The 14,224-nt window shown below is 72.5% G+C and carries 8 protein-coding genes; 5 read left to right on the forward strand and 3 right to left on the reverse strand.

Features of this window, described 5'->3' with window-relative positions:
* Positions 1–11: 11 nt before the first annotated feature.
* The 4 genes from ACFYZ3_RS16970 (at position 12) to ACFYZ3_RS16985 (ending at position 5,890) form a co-directional block, all read left to right on the forward strand.
* Entirely contained in the window at positions 12–968 is a 957-nt protein-coding gene (locus tag ACFYZ3_RS16970; protein WP_388517794.1) for an ABC transporter permease, read from the forward strand.
* Positions 961–1,830, forward strand: coding sequence for an ABC transporter ATP-binding protein (locus tag ACFYZ3_RS16975; protein WP_388517797.1), 870 nt, complete (start codon positions 961–963; stop codon positions 1,828–1,830). Before ACFYZ3_RS16970 ends, ACFYZ3_RS16975 begins: the two co-directional genes overlap by 8 nt.
* 131 nt (positions 1,831–1,961) lie before the next feature.
* A complete protein-coding gene (locus tag ACFYZ3_RS16980) occupies positions 1,962–4,181 on the forward strand; it encodes a CDP-glycerol glycerophosphotransferase family protein (RefSeq protein ID WP_388517800.1) in 2,220 nt (739 codons plus the stop codon).
* Positions 4,182–4,222: 41 nt separating this feature from the next.
* A complete protein-coding gene (locus ACFYZ3_RS16985) occupies positions 4,223–5,890 on the forward strand; it encodes a glycosyltransferase family 2 protein (RefSeq protein ID WP_388517803.1) in 1,668 nt (555 codons plus the stop codon).
* A 181-nt stretch (positions 5,891–6,071) separates the two neighbouring features.
* Here the strand turns inward: ACFYZ3_RS16985 and ACFYZ3_RS16990 are convergent, their stop codons facing one another.
* The 3 genes from ACFYZ3_RS16990 to ACFYZ3_RS17000 all read right to left on the reverse strand — a co-directional run bounded on the left by ACFYZ3_RS16990 (position 6,072) and on the right by ACFYZ3_RS17000 (position 12,737).
* Positions 6,072–11,033 (reverse strand): NAD-glutamate dehydrogenase, encoded by a 4,962-nt coding sequence (locus ACFYZ3_RS16990; protein ID WP_388517806.1) that lies wholly within the window; start codon positions 11,031–11,033, stop codon positions 6,072–6,074.
* A gap of 470 nt (positions 11,034–11,503) precedes the next feature.
* Positions 11,504–12,175 (reverse strand): HAD family hydrolase, encoded by a 672-nt coding sequence (locus ACFYZ3_RS16995; RefSeq protein WP_388517809.1) that lies wholly within the window; start codon positions 12,173–12,175, stop codon positions 11,504–11,506.
* Positions 12,176–12,233: 58 nt separating this feature from the next.
* On the reverse strand, positions 12,234–12,737 hold the full coding sequence (locus ACFYZ3_RS17000) for a DUF6912 family protein (protein ID WP_388517812.1): 504 nt from the start codon (positions 12,735–12,737) through the stop codon (positions 12,234–12,236).
* 1,111 nt (positions 12,738–13,848) lie between these two features.
* Here ACFYZ3_RS17000 and ACFYZ3_RS17005 point away from each other — a divergent pair.
* Entirely contained in the window at positions 13,849–14,118 is a 270-nt protein-coding gene (locus ACFYZ3_RS17005) for an Rv3235 family protein (protein WP_003975808.1), read from the forward strand.
* The last annotated feature ends 106 nt before the right edge of the window (positions 14,119–14,224 follow it).

The raw sequence follows: 14,224 nt of genomic DNA on the forward strand, positions 1-14,224 counted from the left end.
AAGCACCGGATGTGAGCCAGGTCCTCGACCCCCCTCCCCCGACCCGGGCATCGGCCCAGGCCGCCCCCCTCACCACCGAGTCCGGCCCCGCCGCCGAGACCGACCTCGCCGCGCTCGCCGCCCGGCACGGACTGACGGTCAGCGGCGCCCGCCCCTCCCTGCCCCAGTACGTCCGCGAGCTGTGGGCGCGCCGGCACTTCATCGGCGCCTTCTCCACCGCCAAGCTCACCGCCCAGTACAGCCAGGCCAAGCTGGGCCAGCTCTGGCAGGTGATGACGCCCCTGCTCAACGCGGCGGTGTACTACTTCATCTTCGGCCTGCTGATGGACACCAAGCGCGGCGTGGAGGACTTCGTCCCGTTCCTGGTCACCGGCGTGTTCGTGTGGACGTTCACGCAGAGCTCGATCATGGCGGGCACCCGCGCCATCTCCGGCAACCTCGGCCTCGTCCGCGCCCTGCACTTCCCCCGCGCCGCGCTGCCGGTGTCGTTCTGCCTCCAGCAGCTCCAGCAGCTGCTGTTCTCGATGGCCGCGCTCCTCGTGATCCTGCTGGCCTTCGGCGTGCCGCCCGCCCCGTCCTGGCTGCTCGCCCTCCCGGCACTGGTGCTCCAGTTCCTGTTCAACGCGGGCGTGGCGATGGTCATGGCCCGGGTGGGCTCGAAGATCCCCGACATGGCCCAGCTGATGCCGTTCCTGCTGCGCACCTGGATGTACGCCTCGGGCGTCATGTTCAGCATCGAGCACATGACCGGCCCGGACAGCGGCCTGCCGTCCTGGGTCGGCACCGCCCTTCAGCTCAACCCCGCCGTCGTCTACATCGACCTGATGCGCTTCGCCCTGATCGACACCTTCGGCGGAAGCCAGCTGCCGCCCCATGTGTGGGCGCTGGCGGTGGGCTGGGCCCTGGTCGCCGGGATCGGCGGCTTCATCTACTTCTGGAAGGCCGAGGAGACCTACGGTCGTGGCTGACAACAACAGCACTGCCACCGAGCAGGCGGGCGAGCGCGTGCCCACCGTCGTCGTCGACGGCGTCGACATCGTCTACCGGGTCAACGGCACCGGCGCCGGCCGCGGCTCCGCGACCGCCGCCCTCAACCGCATCCTGCGCCGCAAGAAGACCGAGAAGGCCGCGGGCGTGCGCCGGGTGCACGCCGTGAAGAACGTGTCCTTCGTGGCGTACCGGGGCGAGGCCATCGGCCTGATCGGCACCAACGGTTCGGGCAAGTCGACGCTGCTCAAGGCGGTCGCGGGCCTGCTTCCCGTGGAGAACGGCCGCATCTGCACCGACGGGCAGCCCTCCCTGCTCGGCGTCAACGCCGCCCTGATGAACGACCTCACCGGCGAGCGCAACGTGTACCTCGGCGGCCTGGCGATGGGCATGTCCCGCGCCCAGGTCAAGGAGCGGTACCAGGAGATCGTCGACTTCTCCGGGATCAACGACAAGGGCGACTTCATCACCCTGCCGATGCGCACGTACTCCTCCGGCATGGCGGCCCGCCTGCGGTTCTCCATCGCCGCCGCCAAGGACCACGACGTCCTCCTCGTCGACGAGGCCCTGGCCACCGGCGACCGCTCCTTCCAGCAGCGGTCCGAGCGGCGCATCCGGGAGCTGCGCAAGCACGCCGGCACGGTGTTCCTGGTCAGCCACAGCAACAAGTCCATCCGCGACACCTGCGACCGGGTGCTGTGGCTGGAGCGCGGCGAACTGCGGATGGACGGGCCGACGGAGGACGTCCTCAAGGAGTACGAGAAGTTCACCGCAGGCCCGGGCCCGGCGGCGAAACCCAAGGCCGCGCCCGACCCCGCCCCCAAGGCCAAGGCGGTCGCGTGAGCGCCCTGTCCCCCGGGAGGCGTACGCACGGCAGCCACGATTAATCCTTTTGCCTGATTGATGTCACTATGTCCGAATAGAAGCCGACCCAGAGGAGTGCTCCGGGAGCGACGCAGCGAAGGAGTCCCGCGATGTCCGAGACGACCCCCGACCTCAGCGTCATCGTCCACGGCCCCAACGTCCAGGACCACCTGCCCGCCCTCCTCGACTCCCTGGACGCCCATCCCCTCACCGGCGTGGAGGTGATCGTCGCCGCCGTCGGGGACTGGGCGCGGGAGGTCGCCGAGCGGCACGCCCCGGCCTTCACCGTGCTGCCCCTGCCGGACGGGGCCGGTGACGCCGCGGCCCGCTCGGCGGGGGCGGCCCGGGCGCGGGGCCGGTGGCTGCACTTCGTGCACGCCAAGGACGGGCTGCCCGTCGGCGCCCCGCACGCCGTCGCCGAACGCGCCGGCGCCCTCCCCGACGCCGTGGAGGTCCTGCTCCTCGACCACGTCCGCGGCTCCTGGCGGGCCTCGGGCCTCCCCTCCCCCGACGGCCCCCGCCTCGCCCGCGCGGGCCGCGCCGATCTCGCCCTGGACGACCGCGCGGGGCTGCTCCGCCTGACCCCGCTGCTCGGCAACCGTGCCGTACGCGCCGCCTTCTGGCGGGCCCGTGAACGGCTCCTGACCACCGAGGACGAGCCGTTCGCCGCGTACGCCGCGCTGCTGCTCGCCGACCGTGTCGCCTGCCTGCCGCACCCGGCGTACGAGGACCGCCGGCTGCGCCCCGAGAGCCTGCCGCCGCCCACACCCGCCGAGCGGTACGCGCTGGTCGACCGCTACGAGGCGCTCCTCGGCCTCACCGCCGACCGGCCCGCCGTCCACGGCGTCCTGTACGACCTGATGATCCGCGACTGCCTGCACACCTTCGCCCGGGCCGGGATGCCGGACGACGTGGCGCGGGAGTTCTTCCACCGGGCGTCGGTGACCGCCCGGCGCCACCGCCCCGAGGGACTGAGGCGCCCGGCCGGACTGGAGGGCGTACGCCGCTCGCTCCTGGAGGAGGGCGCCTACGGCAGGTACCGCGCCCTCCAGACCGCCAGCCACGCCCGCCGCGGGGTGCGCTCCGCCGCGCGCACCGGCAGACGCCGGGCCGGCACCCGGCTGCGCACCCTCCAGTACCGCGCCGCCCTGGCCCGCCCCCTCGACCCGCACCTCGCGGTCTTCTCGGCGTACTGGAACCGCGGGGTGGCCTGCAACCCGGCCGCGATCGCCGCCAAACTCGCCGAACTCGCCCCGGGCGTCCACCCGGTGTGGGTGGTCACGGCGCAGGGCGCGGCGCTGCTGCCGCCCGGCACCGACCACGTCGTGCCCGGCACCCGCCGCTACTGGGAGGTGCTGGCCCGCGCCAAGTACCTGGTCAACAACGTCAACTTCCCGGACGCGGTGGTCAAACGCCCCGGCACCGTCCACCTCCAGACCCACCACGGAACCCCGCTCAAACGCATGGGCGTGGACCAGCTGCCGTACCCCGCCGCCGCCCACGGCCTGGACTTCCAGGCGCTGCTGGAGCGCGTCGACAAGTGGGACTACAGCGTCTCCGCCAACAGCCACTCCACCCGCATGTGGCAGCGGGCCTACCCGTCCCGCCACCTCTCCCTCGACCACGGCTATCCGCGCAACGACGTGTACTACACCGCCGGTCCCGCCGAGGTCCGCGCGGCCCGCGAACGCCTCGGCATCGCGCCCGGCCGCCGCGCGGTCCTCTACGCGCCCACCCACCGCGACTACGAGGCCGGTTGGACGCCGCGCCTGGACCTCGCGGCCCTCGCCGACCGACTCGGTGAAGAAACGGTTCTGCTGGTGCGCGCCCACTACTTCTACGACAGTGCCGCCGCCCCCTCGGCCCCGCTGGCGGGCCTGCGCCGCACCGGCCGCCTCGTCGACGTCTCGTCCTACGAACCCGTCGAGGAGCTGTGCCTGACCGCCGACGCGCTGGTCACCGACTACTCGTCGATCATGTTCGACTACGCCAACCTCGACCGCCCGATCGTCATCCACGCCGACGACTGGGAGACCTACCGCACCACCCGCGGCGTCTACTTCGACCTGATGGCCGAGGCCCCCGGGCCGGTCGCCCGCACCCAGGCGGAGCTGACGGAGATCCTCACCTCCGACGCCTGGCACGACGAGCGCGCGACGAAGGCCCGGACCGCCTTCCGGCGCCGGTTCTGCGAGTACGACGACGGCCGCGCCGCCGAACGCGTCGTGCGCCGGGTCTTCCTCGGCGAGGACGAGCGGACGCTGCCCCCGGTCCTGCCGGTCGAGGACCGCACCCCGGCCCCGAGCCCCGAGGAGGCCTGCGCGTCATGAGGACAGCCGCCACGAGCCCGGCCACCGCCATCCTCCCGCCCATGAGGATCCCGGACGTCACCGTCACGGTCATCGTCTACAACGACGCGGAGCGCCTGCCCCGCGCCGTCGCCTCCGTGCTGCGCCAGACCCACGCGAACATCGAGGTCGTCATCAGCGACGACCACTCGACCGACGCGACCGAGGAGGTGGCCCGCGAACTGGCGGCCCACGACCCGCGGATCGTGTACCTCCGGCTGCCCGAGAACAGCGGCGGGTGCAGCGCCCCGCGCAACCGCGCCCTGGAGATCGCGCGGGCGCCGTACCTGATGTTCCTGGACAGCGACGACGAACTCCCCGAGCGTGCCGTCGAGGTCCTGCTCGCCGCCCACCGCGAACGCGACCTGGACTTCGCCATGGGCGCCGTGCACCGCATCCGCGTGGACGGCGGACGCCGCACGACCTGGATGCCGCACCTGGTCGCCGAACGCCGCACCCTCGACGGCATCGAGGCCGACCCGCGGCTGTTCTTCGAGCACCTCTCCACCAGCAAGATGTACTCCCGCGCCTTCCTCGACCGGCACGGCCTGCGCTTCCCCGAGGGCATCCACTACGAGGACCAGCTCTTCTCGGCCCAGGCGTACTGCCTGGCCAAGACCTTCACCGTCGTCCCCGACCCGGTCTACCGCTGGTACATCGCCCCCTACGCCGCCTCCGACGCCGCCTCCATCTCCAACCAGCGGCACAAGCTCACCAACGTCCGCGACCGCGTCCACGTGCAGCGCCTCATCGACGCGTTCCTGGCCGAGAGCGGGCACGAGGCGCTGCGCGAGGACAAGGACTTCAAGTTCCTCAAGCACGACTTCCGGATGTACGCCGGTGACCTCCCCTACCGCGACGACACCTGGCTGGCCTCCTTCGCGGACCTCATGAACCCCTACCTCGACACGCTCGCCGAGGGCGCCTACGCCCGGCTGCCCCGCGCCGAACGGATCGTCCTGCGGCTGCTGCGCGACCGGCGCCTGTCCGACGTCCGCACGGCGGCCCGGGGGCTCGGCCACGACGTGGCACCGCGCCGGGTGACACCGGACGAGGAGAGCGGCCGCGTGTACTGGGGCGAGGAGGTCCCGGCTTCTCCCGAGGCCCGGCGCGAGCTGGACCTGACCGACCTCGAACTGGACACCCGCCCGTTCTTCACCGCCCTGCTCCGGCACGAGATCACGGAGATCACGCGCGGCCCCGGTGCGTCGGTCGACCTCACCGTCCGCACCTACGACCCGGCCCTGCGCCTCCCCGTCGGGCCCCAGCGCGCGGTGCTCCACCTCTCCCCCGGCCGCCGCCGTCTCACGGTGCCCTTCCGCCTGTCACCCGTCCGCCCCGGCCTCTTCGAGGGCCGCGTCCGCCTGGACCTGGCGGCGGCCCGACTCCCCCTGCACGGCTTCGCGGGTACCCGCCATCCCGTGCTCCGCCTCCGCCATCGCGGCCGCACCCACACGGGCATCCTCCTGGCGCCGCTGGCCTTCCCGCCCCTCACGGCGCGCGTCCCCTACCGCACCGGTCTCACGCCCCACCGGATCACGCTCCGCCCGGAGGGCCACAACCCGGGCCGCCTCCAGATCACCTGGCAGCCGGTGGGCGCCACCGCCACGGTCCTCCGCCCAGCCGCCCGCCGCCTGTCCACACCCAGGACACGGAGAGCGGCCCGCCTGCTGGCCAACGTCCTGCGCTGACTTTCCTGCGGGCAATCGTGCCGCTGGGGCGGCACGGGTGGGCGCGCGGCACCCCGCAACGCCGGGCTGCGCACCCACCTCCGCCCAGCTCCCACCCCGCCGCACACGCCAAGGCGCCCCGGACCGAACCCGGCCCGGGGCGCCTCACACGGCAAGCGGCGCAACCACCGCAACCGCCGACCTACGAATGCGTACGCAGCAGCGTCCGCATCGTCCGCATGGCCACCGAAAGGTTGGACAGATCAAACGCGTCCGACTGCCGGATCTCCTCCAGCGTCGTCCGCGCCCGCCCGAGAATCGCCGCGTTCTTCTCCTCCCACGCCTTGAACCGCTGCTCCGGCGTAGACGACCCGTTGCCCACCGCCAGGACGTCCGCGGTCAGCGCCGCGTGCGCCGCGTACAGGTCCTCGCGGATCGCCGCGCGGGCCATGGACTGCCAGCGGTCGTCCCGCGGCAGGTCACTGATCCGGTCCATCAGCTGGGTGACACCCAGCCGGTCGGCGAGGTCGTAGTACACCTCCGCGACGTCCAGCGGCTCCTTGCCCATGCGGTCGGCCACCGACACGATGTCCAGCGTCGCGAAGGCCGAGGAGAACCCGGCCACCCGCGTGGCCGGCTCGTCCGGCACCCCGGCGGCGGTCAGCTCGTCATGGATGTGCTGGTACCACTCCGCGTCCGCGCCGCGCAGCAGCTTCGGCAGCTGCGACCACACCTGCTCGACCCGCTCGGCGAAGAACTCCACCGTCTCGGCCAGCTCCAGCGGCTGCGGCCGGTTGTTGAGCAGCCAGCGCGTGCCGCGCTCGACCAGGCGGCGCGAGTGCAGCCGGATCCGGGTCTGGACGGCGGCGTCGACCTTGGTGTCCAGGGCCTCCACCGCGTCCCACACCGGGGAGGAGCTGAAGATCGCCCGGGCCACGGTCTGGGCCCGCACGATCTCCTCGAGCGACGCGCCGGTCTCCTCGCGCATCCGGTGCAGATACGTCGTACCGCCCGTGTTGACCGTGTCGTTGACCAGGACGGTCGTCGTGATCTCGCGGCGCAGCGGGTGGCTGTCGACCTGCTCGGCGAACTGCTCGCGCAGCGCCGTCGGGAAGTAGGCGTGCAGCAGACCCTTGAGGTACGGGTCGTCCGGCAGCGAGGTGTGCAGCAGCTCCTCGGCGACGGTGATCTTCGTGTACGCCAGCAGCACGGCCGTCTCCGGGCCGGTCAGCCCGTGTCCGCTGCTCAGCCGCTCGCGGATCTGGCGGTCGGTGGGCAGGAACTCCAGGGCCCGGTTGAGGTGGCCCTCCCTGACCAGGTGCCGCATGAAGCGCTGCTGGGCGTGGAGCATGTCCCTGGACTGGGCGAGCGCGTTGGCGATCGCGGTGTTCTGCGCGTAGTTGTTGCGCAGGACCAGCGCGCCGACCTCGTCGGTCATCTGGGCGAGCAGCTTGTTGCGCTGCTTGACGGTCATGTCGCCGTCCTTGACGAGACCGTTGAGCAGGATCTTGATGTTCACCTCGTGGTCGGAGGTGTCCACGCCCGCGCTGTTGTCGATGGCGTCGGTGTTGATCCGGCCGCCCCGCAGCGCGAACTCGATCCGGCCCAGCTGGGTCAGGCCGAGGTTGCCGCCCTCGCCGACGACCTGGACCCGCAGATCCTTGCCGTCGACGCGGATGGCGTCGTTGCCCTTGTCGCCGACGTCCGCGTTGGACTCGGTGGACGCCTTGACGTACGTGCCGATGCCGCCGTTCCACAGCAGGTCCACCGGGGAGCTGAGGATCGCCTTCATCAGCTCGGCCGGGGTCACCTTGGTGATGCCCGGCTCGATACCGAGGGCCTCGCGGACGTGCGCGTTGACCGGGATGGACTTGGCCGTGCGCGGGAAGATCCCGCCGCCCGCCGAGAGCAGCTCGGTGTTGTAGTCCTCCCAGGACGAGCGGGGCAGCTCGAACAGCCGGCGGCGCTCGGCGTAGGAGGTGGCGGCGTCCGGCGTCGGGTCGATGAAGATGTGCCGGTGGTCGAAGGCGGCGACCAGGCGGATGTGCTCGCTGAGCAGCATGCCGTTGCCGAAGACGTCACCGGACATGTCGCCGATGCCGACGACCGTGAAGTCCTGGGTCTGGGTGTCCACGCCCAGCTCCCGGAAGTGCCGCTTGACGGACTCCCAGGCGCCGCGGGCGGTGATGCCCATGCCCTTGTGGTCGTAGCCCGCGCTGCCGCCGGAGGCGAAGGCGTCGCCGAGCCAGAAGTTGTAGGACTCGGCGACCTCGTTGGCGATGTCGGAGAACTTCGCGGTGCCCTTGTCGGCGGCGACGACGAGGTAGGTGTCGTCCTCGTCGTGCCGGACGACGTCGGCGGGGTGCACGACCTCGCCGGCCACCATGTTGTCGGTGATGTCGAGCAGCGCCGAGATGAACGTCCTGTAGCTGGCGATGCCCTCCGCCATCCAGGCGTCGCGGTCGACGCTCGGGTCGGGCAGCTGCTTGGCGACGAAGCCGCCCTTGGCGCCGACCGGCACGATGACGGTGTTCTTCACCATCTGCGCCTTGACCAGGCCGAGGATCTCGGTCCGGAAGTCCTCCCTCCGGTCCGACCAGCGCAGACCACCGCGCGCGACCTTGCCGAAGCGCAGGTGCACGCCCTCGACGCGCGGCGAGTACACCCAGATCTCGAACGCCGGGCGCGGCGCGGGCAGGTCGGGGATGGCCTGCGGGTCGAACTTCATGGAGACGTAGTCGTGCGGCACGCCGCCGCTCGCCTCCTGGAAGAAGTTGGTCCGCAGCGTCGCCTTGATGACGGTGAGGAAGGACCGCAGGATCCGGTCCTCGTCGAGACTCGCCACCTGGTCGAGGGCCGCGTCGACCTCTTCGAGCAGGGCGTCGACGATCTCCCGCCCGGCGCGCTGCCGCTCGGGCGCCATCCGCGCCTCGAACAGGTTGATGAGCAGGCGCGTGGTGTGGACGTTGTTGCGGAGGGTGTCCTCCATGTAGTCCTGGCTGAACGTCGAACCGGCCTGCCGCAGGTACTTGGCGTACGCGCGCAGCACCATCGCCTCGCGCCAGGTCAGTCCGGCGCTGAGCACGAGGGCGTTGAAGCCGTCGTTCTCCGCCTTGCCGGTCCAGGTGGCGGCGAAGGCGTCCTGGACGCGCTCGCGGGCGTCGTCGCCGAGGTAGTCGGCGCCACCGGACGGGGCCTTGGGCATCCGCAGACCGAAGTCGTAGATCCAGGCCGTGGTGCGGTCCGCGCAGCGCAGCTCGTAGGGGCGCTCGTCGGTGACCTCGACGCCGAGCCGGCTGAGCACCGGCAGCACGGCGGACAGGGAGACCGAGCCGCCCTTCTGGTAGATCTTGAAGCGCCGCTCCTCGGGCGCGGCGCCGACCGGCTCGTACAGGCTCAGCGCGAAGGTCTTCTCCTCGTCGAGCTGCTCCAGGTGGCCGAGGTCGGCGACGGCGGAGCGCGGACCGTGGTCGGCCTTGTAGCCCTCGGGGAAGGCGGACCCGTAGTGGCGCAGCAGCTCCGCGGCGCGTTCCTCGCCGAACTCGGCGGTCAGCGCCTCGCCGAATCCGTCGGCCCAGGAGCGGGCGGCCTCGACGAGACGGGCCTCGACGCGCTCCTTGTCGGCGTCGGACAGATGCGGCAGCTCGGTGCCCTGCGGGACGCGGACCACGAAGTGCAGCCGGGACAGGATCGACTCGGTGTTCCAGGCCGTGAAGTCGACGCTGGTGCCGCCGAGCTCCTCCTTGAGGATGTCGATGATCCGCAGCCGGACACCGGTGGTGTAGCGGTCGCGGGGGAGGTAGACGAGGGCCGAGTAGTAGCGGCCGTACTCGTCCTGGCGCAGGTAGAGCCGCAGGCGGCGCCGCTCCTGGAGGTAGAGCACGGAGGTGACGATCGGCTCCAGCTCCTCGACCGAGGTCTGGAACATCTCGTCGCGCGGGTAGGTCTCCAGGATCTGCAGCAGGTCCCGCCCGTCGTGGCTGTTGGGCGAGAAGCCGGCCCGCTCCAGCACTTCCTCCACCTTGCGCCGCACCACCGGCACCCGGCGGACGGACTCGGTGTAGGCGGCGGAGGAGAACAGGCCGAGGAAGCGGCGCTCGCCGACGACGTTGCCGTTCTCGTCGAACTTCTTGACGCCGACGTAGTCGAGGTACGAGGGGCGGTGCACGGTGGCCCGGCTGTTCGCCTTGGTCAGCACCAGCAGCCGGTGCTCGCGGGCCTTGGCCCGGGCGTCGGCGGGCAGCCGCTCGAAGGACGGGCTGACGGGGTGGCTCTCGTCGGCCGCGTGGTGCGGGTCGGAGCGCAGGATGCCGAGGCCGGTACCGGCGACGGCGGCGAGGGAGTCGTCCTCGCGCAGCTGATACTCGCGGTAGCCGAGGAAGGTGAAGTGGTCGTCGGCCAGCCAGCGCAGCAGCTCGCGGGCCTCCTCCAGCTCGCGCGCGGGAAGGTCCTCGGGGGTCGCCTCGGTCGACAGCTGGTCCGCGATGCGCACGGCCGCGTCGCGCATCTTGCCCCAGTCCTCGACGGTCTCGCGGACGTCGTTCAGGACGCGCAGCAGGTCGGCGGTGATCTGCTTCAGGTCGCCGCGGTCGGTCTCGCGGTCGATCTCGACGTGGATCCAGGACTCGACGTGCGCGTCGTGCGGCAGGTCGGCGGCGGGCGGACCGGCGAGCACCTCGACGAGCTTGCCGGCGATGTCGCGCCGCACCACGATCTGCGGGTGGACGACGACGTGGATGCCGCGGCCCTGTCGGGTCAGCTCGTTGGTCACGGAGTCGACGAGGAAGGGCATGTCGTCGGTGACCACCTCGACGACGGAGTGGCTGCACGTCCAGCCGTTCTCCTCGACCGTCGGGGTGTGCACGCGGACGTTCGCCGTGCCCTGCGGGCGGTTCTCGGCCAGCCGGTAGTGCGAGACGGCGGCCCCGAAGATGTCGACCGGGTCGCGGTCGGCGAGGTCCTCCGGGGCGGTGTGCCGGTAGTAGCGCTGGAGGAACGCGAACACGGATGCGTAGTCCGGGGCGCCGTCCGGGCCGTCCGGGGTGCCCGGAGTTCCCTCGCCCGTCGTCCCGGTCGGTAGGTGCCCCCCGACCGGGCTGTTCTCAGCTACCCGCGCAGCCCTTTCGAGCAGCTCGGCCTTGGCTTCGTCCAGCTTGGTCTGCATTGTCCTCTGACTCCTGTCGCGCGCCGTTGCGTGACGTAGAAGGAAGTACGGTCTCCTGCCTTCCGGCATGACGTCGGGACACGGGGTGTCCGGTCTGCTCCGACGCTATGCCGCAAGATGAGAGGAGCGGGGGCATATCAGCCAATGTCGCCGCTCCCACCGGGTGTGACTTCGCTCTCGCCGTCACCGTCCGGGGAGTGCGCGGCGCCGTACCGGGGGTCTTCGATGCCCCGTCCCGCCCGCGAGGATCAGCGACCGCCGCCCGGCCACGGATGTCGTCCGCGGGTGCCGGGCGCAGGGCAGGGGCACCAGTGCCCCCGCGAACTATCGCGCTGATCACGGCACAAGGCTATCGCCCCGCACGGGCTCCTCGTCATGAGCCGCATGTGTACAAAACCGGGCCCTCGACTTGGACGTTCCGCACAGCTACGCCCGGGTAACGGAGTGGTCCGGGGTACCGGACGCCGCCGTCATCCCGCCAGTCGCTCCGCCACCGCCACGGCCTCTCCCAGCGTGTCCACCACCGGCACCCCGACCCCCTCGAGGCTGGCCCGGCTGTGCGACCCCCCGGTGTAGAGCACCGCCCCGGCGCCCACGTGCCTCGCCGCCACCGCGTCGTCGGCGGCGTCCCCGATCACCACCGTGCGGGCGGGCTCCACCCCGGACAGCGCCAGCTGCGCGAGGTGCCGCACCATGTGCTCGGCCTTGCTGCCCCCGGACGGCCCGGTCCGGCCGTCGACGCGTATGAAGTGCGTCTCGATCCCGAGGCCCTTGACCAGCGGCACCAGCTCGTCGTGGCCGTACATGCTGAGGATCGACTGGCTGCGCCCCGCCGACCGCCACCGGGTGAGCAGCTCCGTGACGCCGTCCGCGAGCGTGCACCGGCTCCGGTGCACGCTGTAGTGGCGCTGGAAGGCCGCGTCCATGACCTCCCACTCGGCGTCGGTGGGCAGCCGCCCCATCAGCCGCTCGTAGAACTTCGGCACCGGCACGCAGTACAGCGCCCGGTACCGCTCCAGTGTGATCGGCGCCAGCCCCAGCTCGGCGAACGCCGCGTTCGTCGCTCCGATGATCGCGTCGTTGTCGTGGAACAGCGTGCCGTTCCAGTCCCACACGATGTGTGCGCCCGTCTGCATCCCCATGCCCGAAAACGTACCCGGCACCACTGACAATCGGGACACCGCGATGCGACGTACCTGGTCACACCAGGTTCGGGATCTCCTGCGTCGCGTACCAGAGCAGCTCGTGGTCCTCCGCGCCGTCCACGACGAACTGGGCGTCGTCGTCCCCGCCGTCCGCCGCGGCGAGGGCCTCGGCCGCGGCACGCACGTCCGCCTCGGCGTCGGCGGAGTCGACGTGCACCGCGGCCGCCTTGGCCAGCGGCAGCGGTCCGGAGACCCGGACCTCGCCCAGCGCCGCCGGATCGACTCCCCGGTCGGGGTCGGCCACGGCGGCGCCGTCGGGGACGTCGGCGGCGACCACGACCCGGCGCCGTGCCGCGCCCGGGCCGGCCGCCAGCAGCCGCAGCGAGGCCAGGGCGGCCCGGCCGAGGGCGGCGTACTCCAGCTCCTCGATGTCGTCCGACAGGTACCACTCGCGCAGCGCCGGTGTGACGGCGTACGCGACGAGCGGCCCGGCCCCCAGTTCCCCCGCCCGGTGCGCCTCGGCGAGGCCGGACAGGGTCAGGGGGACGTAGACGCGCATGAGTCTGCCGCTTTCGTGGTCGGGACGCCGGGGACGCCGTCGGAGCACTCGGCGACCCGGGGGAGAGCCTTCAGGATACGTGCGGGTGTCCCCTTTCGAGTCCCCGCCCATGGCGTCCGACGCGTCTACCCCGGTCCCGGAATTCACCCGCCCCGCCCCGCAGTCCCGGCCTCTCCACTCCCCCGCATCACTCTGATAGGTGAACCTCCCGACCCCCGCGACCCGACCGTCCGCGTCCTTGCCGTGCCGCCCGTCCACCCCGTACAAGATCACCGACCGCGAAGTTACCGCCCGGTATCACCCGGGCCGCCGAACGGGGACCCCCATGCGCAAGGTCATGACCCGAACCCAGTCCCGCCCCACCGCCCCCACCTCCCCTCCCACCTCACCGCCACCGCCACCGCCTTACGGCGACCCGGGTGTCACGCCCTCCTATGCCCCGGCGGCCTCGCCGTCGTACCGCCCGGGGGCCACGCCGTCGTACCGCCCGGGGGCCACGCCGCCCGGCGAACCCGGCGGCGCCCCGTCCCGTAGGCCCGGCGACACCGAGCCCCGCGTGTCCGGCGGGCCCGACGACACCCTGTCCGGCGAACCCGGCGGTATCCCGCTCCGTGCGCCGGGGGGTGTGCCGCCTCGCAGGCCGGGGGCGCGCGGGACGCGTGCTGCGGCGTCCGGTGGACGCCCGCCGGGGTCTCCGGGCCGGTCCCAGCGGTCGCGTACGCGGCCGGCGGACACCCGCCCGCCCACGGCCGGACCGGGCCGTGGCGCAGGGCCCGCTCCGGTCACCGGGCCCCCGGGCGCCCCCGCCCCGAAGTCGGCGCCGGACCCGGCCACGGCCTCCGTCCCCGGCCGCCCGACCACGGTCCCGGTCGCCGACCGCCCGACCACCGCCTCCGCCGCCGCCCGCACCGCGAACGCCGCCTCGGCCCCTGTCGCAGCCCTCTCCCAGGGGCGGATCGCACCCGGAAGCCACCGACGGGTCGCCCGGCCCTCCGCGACGCCCGTCGTCCCCGCTCAGACGCCTCGCCGGCCCGTCCCACAGCTGCGCCCCACCGACCACTTCGCCGAGCTCCTGCTCGGCGTCCTCAGCGGTCGGCGCCCCGTCCACTCGATGCTCCGCCACACTGTCGGCCGCGCCTACGACGACCTGGCCCACCTCGCCGAACGCGGACCGCTGCGCACCCGTGGCACCTCCCCCGTCGTCCGCGACATCGGCTACTTCGAGCCCCGGCCGGGCGCGCTGGAGGTCTTCGCGCGCATCGGGGCGGGTGACCGGCTGCGGGCCATGGCGTTCCGCCTGGAGCGGGGTAGGGACCTGCGCTGGCGCTGCACGGCGGTGGAAGTGGGCGGCCCCCGCAGAACCCGCGCGGACGACGACTGACCGTTTCCGGCCGGCCCGCCGGAACAAGGCCGCCAGGAGACACGACCGCCGCCAGGACAGGCCGAAGGGCCGGTCACCCGAGATGACCGGCCCTTCCCACCGTCAC

Origin of the sequence: Streptomyces sp. NPDC001599, assembly GCF_042893535.1 — a bacterium.
Lineage (GTDB): Bacteria > Actinomycetota > Actinomycetes > Streptomycetales > Streptomycetaceae > Streptomyces.

Bases quoted from the DNA above. Each gene is read 5' to 3' on its own strand.
- ACFYZ3_RS17000 (WP_388517812.1), bottom strand. From the start codon at position 12,737: ATGCGCGTCTACGTCCCCCTGACCCTGTCCGGCCTCGCCGAGGCGCAC.
- ACFYZ3_RS16995 (WP_388517809.1), bottom strand. From the start codon at position 12,175: ATGGGGATGCAGACGGGCGCACACATCGTGTGGGACTGGAACGGCACG.
- ACFYZ3_RS17005 (WP_003975808.1), top strand. From the start codon at position 13,849: ATGCTCCGCCACACTGTCGGCCGCGCCTACGACGACCTGGCCCACCTC.
- ACFYZ3_RS16985 (WP_388517803.1), top strand. From the start codon at position 4,223: ATGAGGATCCCGGACGTCACCGTCACGGTCATCGTCTACAACGACGCG.
- ACFYZ3_RS16980 (WP_388517800.1), top strand. From the start codon at position 1,962: ATGTCCGAGACGACCCCCGACCTCAGCGTCATCGTCCACGGCCCCAAC.
- ACFYZ3_RS16990 (WP_388517806.1), bottom strand. From the start codon at position 11,033: ATGCAGACCAAGCTGGACGAAGCCAAGGCCGAGCTGCTCGAAAGGGCT.